Origin of the sequence: Rhizobium skierniewicense (assembly GCF_014196515.1) — a bacterium.
Classification (GTDB): domain Bacteria; phylum Pseudomonadota; class Alphaproteobacteria; order Rhizobiales; family Rhizobiaceae; genus Agrobacterium; species Agrobacterium skierniewicense.
Map to the genome: position 1 here is coordinate 1 of NZ_JACIDV010000029.1, position 4,623 is coordinate 4,623.

4 protein-coding genes are annotated in these 4,623 nt (G+C 45.8%); all 4 read left to right on the forward strand.

Annotated features, from left to right (window positions below):
* Window positions 1-1,107: type VI secretion system Vgr family protein (locus GGQ73_RS22730; RefSeq protein WP_183897992.1), on the forward strand; the 1,107-nt coding region annotated here is incomplete at its 5' end.
* Window positions 1,094-1,567 carry a hypothetical protein gene (locus tag GGQ73_RS22735; RefSeq protein WP_183897993.1) on the forward strand — a complete coding sequence of 158 codons (474 nt, stop codon included), beginning with the start codon at window positions 1,094-1,096 and terminating at the stop codon, window positions 1,565-1,567. The genes GGQ73_RS22730 and GGQ73_RS22735, both read left to right, overlap by 14 nt.
* On the forward strand, window positions 1,560-2,399 hold the full coding sequence (locus tag GGQ73_RS22740; RefSeq protein WP_183897994.1) for a hypothetical protein: 840 nt from the start codon (window positions 1,560-1,562) through the stop codon (window positions 2,397-2,399). The genes GGQ73_RS22735 and GGQ73_RS22740 overlap by 8 nt, the downstream gene beginning before the upstream one ends.
* 11 nt (window positions 2,400-2,410) lie before the next feature.
* Window positions 2,411-2,971: a hypothetical protein gene (locus GGQ73_RS22745; RefSeq protein WP_183897995.1), complete on the forward strand. Its 561-nt coding sequence runs from the start codon at window positions 2,411-2,413 to the stop codon at window positions 2,969-2,971.
* Window positions 2,972-4,623: the final 1,652 nt, after the last annotated feature.

Sequence of the window (4,623 nt, forward strand, 5' to 3'; positions counted from 1 at the left end):
ATCCCCGCCCGCGTGCCGCTGACCCCGCACCGGACGACCAAGCGCCCAAAGATCGAAGGCACGCAGGTTGCCATCGTGGCGGGTCCCGAGGGCGAAGAAATCCACCCGGATCAATACGGCCGTATCAAGCTGTGGTTCCCGTGGGACCGCAAGGCCAAGAAGGATGGGACTGATACGTGTTGGGTGCGAGTGGCCCAGAACTGGGCTGGCGCCACCTGGGGCGGCCAGATCATTCCGCGCATCGGTATGGAGGTGATGGTCGCCTTTGTCGATGGCGATCCGGACCGGCCGCTGGTGACGGGTGTCGTGCCGAATGCAAGGCAAAAGGTGCCGTATGATTTGCCAGCGAATAAGACGAAGAGCACGTTCAGGACACAGACGCACAAAGGCCAAGGATTTAATGAGCTAAGCTTTGAAGATGATATAGGTCGCGAGGAAGTTTATATCCATGCTCAGAAGGATAGAAACGAAAAGACAAACAATAATCACACCGAAAGAATCGACAAAAACTGGGTTCAGTCAGTTGGGCATAATAAATATCTCGAAGTTGAGCAAAATCACGACGAGGTAATTGGCGGAAACATGAGTATACATGTCGGCAGCTTGCGCACTGAGGGAGCAATCAACTCGGCCATCAAGAAAGCATGGGGCGGAATATCTGCAGTGGCCAGCACTCTTAATTTGCCTAATATTGGTACGGTTGGTCGAGGATTTCTCACAATCTTCACAGAAAAAGGCATCATGGAGACTACGCTCGGGATGAAAAACACCTCAGTTGGTTTATCCAATCACTCGCACGCGGGCAACACCCAGCAAATTTCAGCTGGTCGTCTAGTAAGCGTTGATAGCGGTCGTGCGATAGGTATGCGCGCTGAAACTAGTTTCTCCGTCACGTCTGCTGGGGAAATTCATATCACCTGCGGAAAGTCAGGCATATTGTTAAATAGAAACGGTGACGTACAGATCGCCGGTGTTAATTTGTTCCTAGATTTCGAAGGAAATATAGAGGCTAACAGTGAAGGGAAAATTTCTTTCGACGGCAAAGAAGTAGAACAGAAAGCTGATAATGGTTTTATAATCAAGGGAGGTAGAGTTGATATCAACTAAGCGCTTTAGAATTCGATTGAAGCCATCATATATTTGTTTGGCGGTATCTATTTTTCTTCTACCTGAAATTAGCAAAGCCAACTCCAAATTGTTTTGTGATTTCGAAGGATACGATAAATCAGCGCGATTTCATGAGATCATGAAAATTGCTCGCGACTCTTATGATGTTCGTTTCGGGTTGGGCCATTTTGGTACTCCAGAGATTCATGAGCGCTTGCGTGAGCAGGTCAATCTACTTGACGTCGATCCTGGTAGGACATCGCTGGTAAACGCCGATTTCGATAACGGAAAAATAGATTTGTTTTACTGCGCATCTAAAAAATGTACGCGGAGCGAAATAGAATCGGAATCACTTCGGGCCTGCATGAATAATCTCGGCGCTAAGTCCTGCCGGACTTACGCAATCAACGTAAATAACGATGCGATTTGCATCGTTCTGCCGAGGGCGCAAAATGGGTGACAACAATAGTTTTCCATTTGGAAAAGATCCTAAAAAGGCAACTGAATGGTTGGGCTTAAATAATTCGCCGTCACGTCGTTGGAGCGCAGCATATAGCTCGACTATCAGCCTTGGATGCGGGTTTCACTCTCTAATTTTTTTGGCCCACGATAACCTTCAAATAGGGGTGGTTCATCTTGCTGGTTGCGGACCGAGCGTTGGATTCGGGACAGGGAAACTATTACGAGGCACTGGGAAGGCGGGTCGAATACGAGATCCCTCTTTGGAGCGTGCTGTCGATCGTAATGAGGACGTCGTCAATTACAGCGATTACTTCAACGACGTCCGTTCTGTTGAAGAAGCTGACACTGGCCTTAAGTTGTTAGCTTTATTGAATAATAACGGTACGGAATTTGTCACTGATATGCCCATGTCTTTTTGGGACTTAAGTCAGGCTTGGGGCACCATAAGTGGATTCTCAGTCGATGTAATGGTTGCTGGCGCGCAATTATATAGACTGGATATTTCGCCGGATGTAATTGCTGGTGAACGGATGTACGTCCGAGATCAGCAGGTTTACAACTTAGATGACGGATCGATCGGCGTAAGTGTTAGTCGCCTTGATGGTAAGTGGAACGTTGAGCGGACTTACGACCTCTGGCATGAATATTCTGAAGCAGCTTTAGCGTCCCTTAAGCTTGATCATAGACCAGCAGAGAGCCCGAATATTCAACCCTTGTCAAAGATGGCGAACAACATCCATCCGTTCTTAAGGCAACTGCCAATAGTCGGGTATCCTATATCTGACACGCTGGTATCTAGACATTTTGAAGAACCACTTCCTGCGCAATAGAGGCATAACTTATGGATGAATTGGTTTATCTTGGAGCGAGGAAACTCGGTCCTGACATCATGCTTGCTAACGTGTGGGAGTGGCTCCATCGTAATGCAAATCATTGGGCTCAAATTGCCTCTGTTTCGCCGTCACATCACAACTTGAAAGCAATTGATGAAATTGATCAAAGAAATCTCGCATACTTGAACGATTGTCCTGCAAAAGCATGGCAGCTACTTTGTGCCGGAACTGGTGAGACAATTTACGGCGCATCGGCGTTATCGTGGTGTCAGGGAGCTACCTTTGATGACGTTGTCGCGATGTGGCGACGTACGAAAGTACCCCTTGTACCAACCGCCACATTCGTCAGAGCGACAAGGCTTATCAATCGTAATGTTTTACCGAAAGCCAACTCGTTAAGATCGATTCTGGATCAGCCGGAGCGTGGTACTTTATATTGTTGCATTCTCATCTCGGCGTCCAACCAAGAAACATTTATCGATCTGTCGAGAGAAGATTTTCGTAATGCTGCTCAGGAAATCTTTTCCTTTGCAAGGTTTAATAATTCTCATTCGCAGACAGTTGTGTGAATAATACTATTAGCAGTAAAAATATGTTTTAGCGTGAAATAATACAATTTATTGGTCTGAGGTGGTGTGCAATCCTATCGGTGTTTGTTTTGAAAGGATCTAAATTGATAATCTTTGATTTTTTTTTAGCATGTTTAGTTTCTTCGCTTTTCTTTTTTATGCTGTGTAATTTGATATTTTCTCAGTATCGCGAGTATTTTTTTTACAAAAATTTAAAATGGGATTTTTCCATTGATAGTGAATTAGATCATTTAAAAATAGACCAGTGGATCACGTTTTATAATTTTAATTTTTCTAATTCACAACGGTTTCTCTTTATTCGTCCGTTTCTGATAGTAATATGGGCAGTAACCCTAGGATTTATGATCCGTAGCGCTGTCAGGACTGGTATGTACTTTTTTTATTAGGGAATTATTCTACCATTATGCCTTGCAGCCTGACTTCTGCTTGGAGTTAAAGAAGTGCCTCAGGCCTACCGCTGTACTGGTATAGGTTCTGGCCACTCCTGCCTACACTCGCTACCGGCGGAAGTCCAAACGTATTATTTGTCAATGACAAGCCCCTGATGCGTGTCGGTGACACCTGTGTGCCTCATGGCTGTTTGGTCTGCCCAAACCCATCCACGACCGCAAGCGTTCCGTTGGCTTATTCACCGTCTTCATAAACGGTAAGTCCGCCGGTCGTATCGGCGATGCCATTGATTCTGGTGGGCATGCACAGACAGGTTCATCCACTGTCTTTATCTGAGATGATGTTGGTTCTGGCTCTGGATGAGGCGAAACTTCATGTCAGCAAAGATTAGCATAGTGTCTCAGTCGAAGCCGATGGTTCGATGGCAATTACTAATTGGGTTACAGCTCTTTATCGAGAATCGATTAAAGGTTGCACCGTCGTAAATCAAAATAGGAAAATAGTCATATTTTAGTTTACGACGAGAGATTTTTCCTTTATGGTGTTTGAGGTCGCGTTCTCGTGCTGGAAGCCCCCAGATGAAGAAGGTGGCGGGTTTTGTTTTGATGGTACTCAGTTGTCTTAACAGAACTCGATAAATGAAATGCGCGCTGTGCAGGCGGAATAACCCGTTGGTGACCTATGGGCAGAACGGGCATTCTTGTTGCGCGTCGATGTATTTCGAGCATGGCTGAGTTTGGAGTGCGAGTAGCGGCAGAGAAGTAGGAAGACGAGGAAGATTATATTTCAGCCTGGCGTGCGGGCCCGGATGCTGGCTGGAAATGCGTTTTGATAGTTGGGGGGGGCGCTGAGAGGTGCCAACATATACAGTTGCGAGGTAACTTTCAGCGCCCCGTTGAAATGGCTTGTGCAGCTTATGGGTTGGGCAAGCAACGAATGGTGATGACGCGAGCTCAATGAGCTGCGTGAACGAATAGGTGCGTCTTGTTGAAGGAAAGAGGTGAATCGAAGGATAGAATACGAAGATATAAAATAACTAAATTCACAATACTGCATATATAGGAATATATATTTGCAGATCGAATTGGCGTATTAATATATAAATTATCTGCAGTCGAACATGCGGATGGTCTGGATAAGTGCGCGTATTTTTGGATGGAAACTAGCCAGAAGGCTTGGAATCGACTGTAAATGGAAGGATTTGGCTATGTGTGCACGGAAAATGGAAGGAAAGCAGGTGA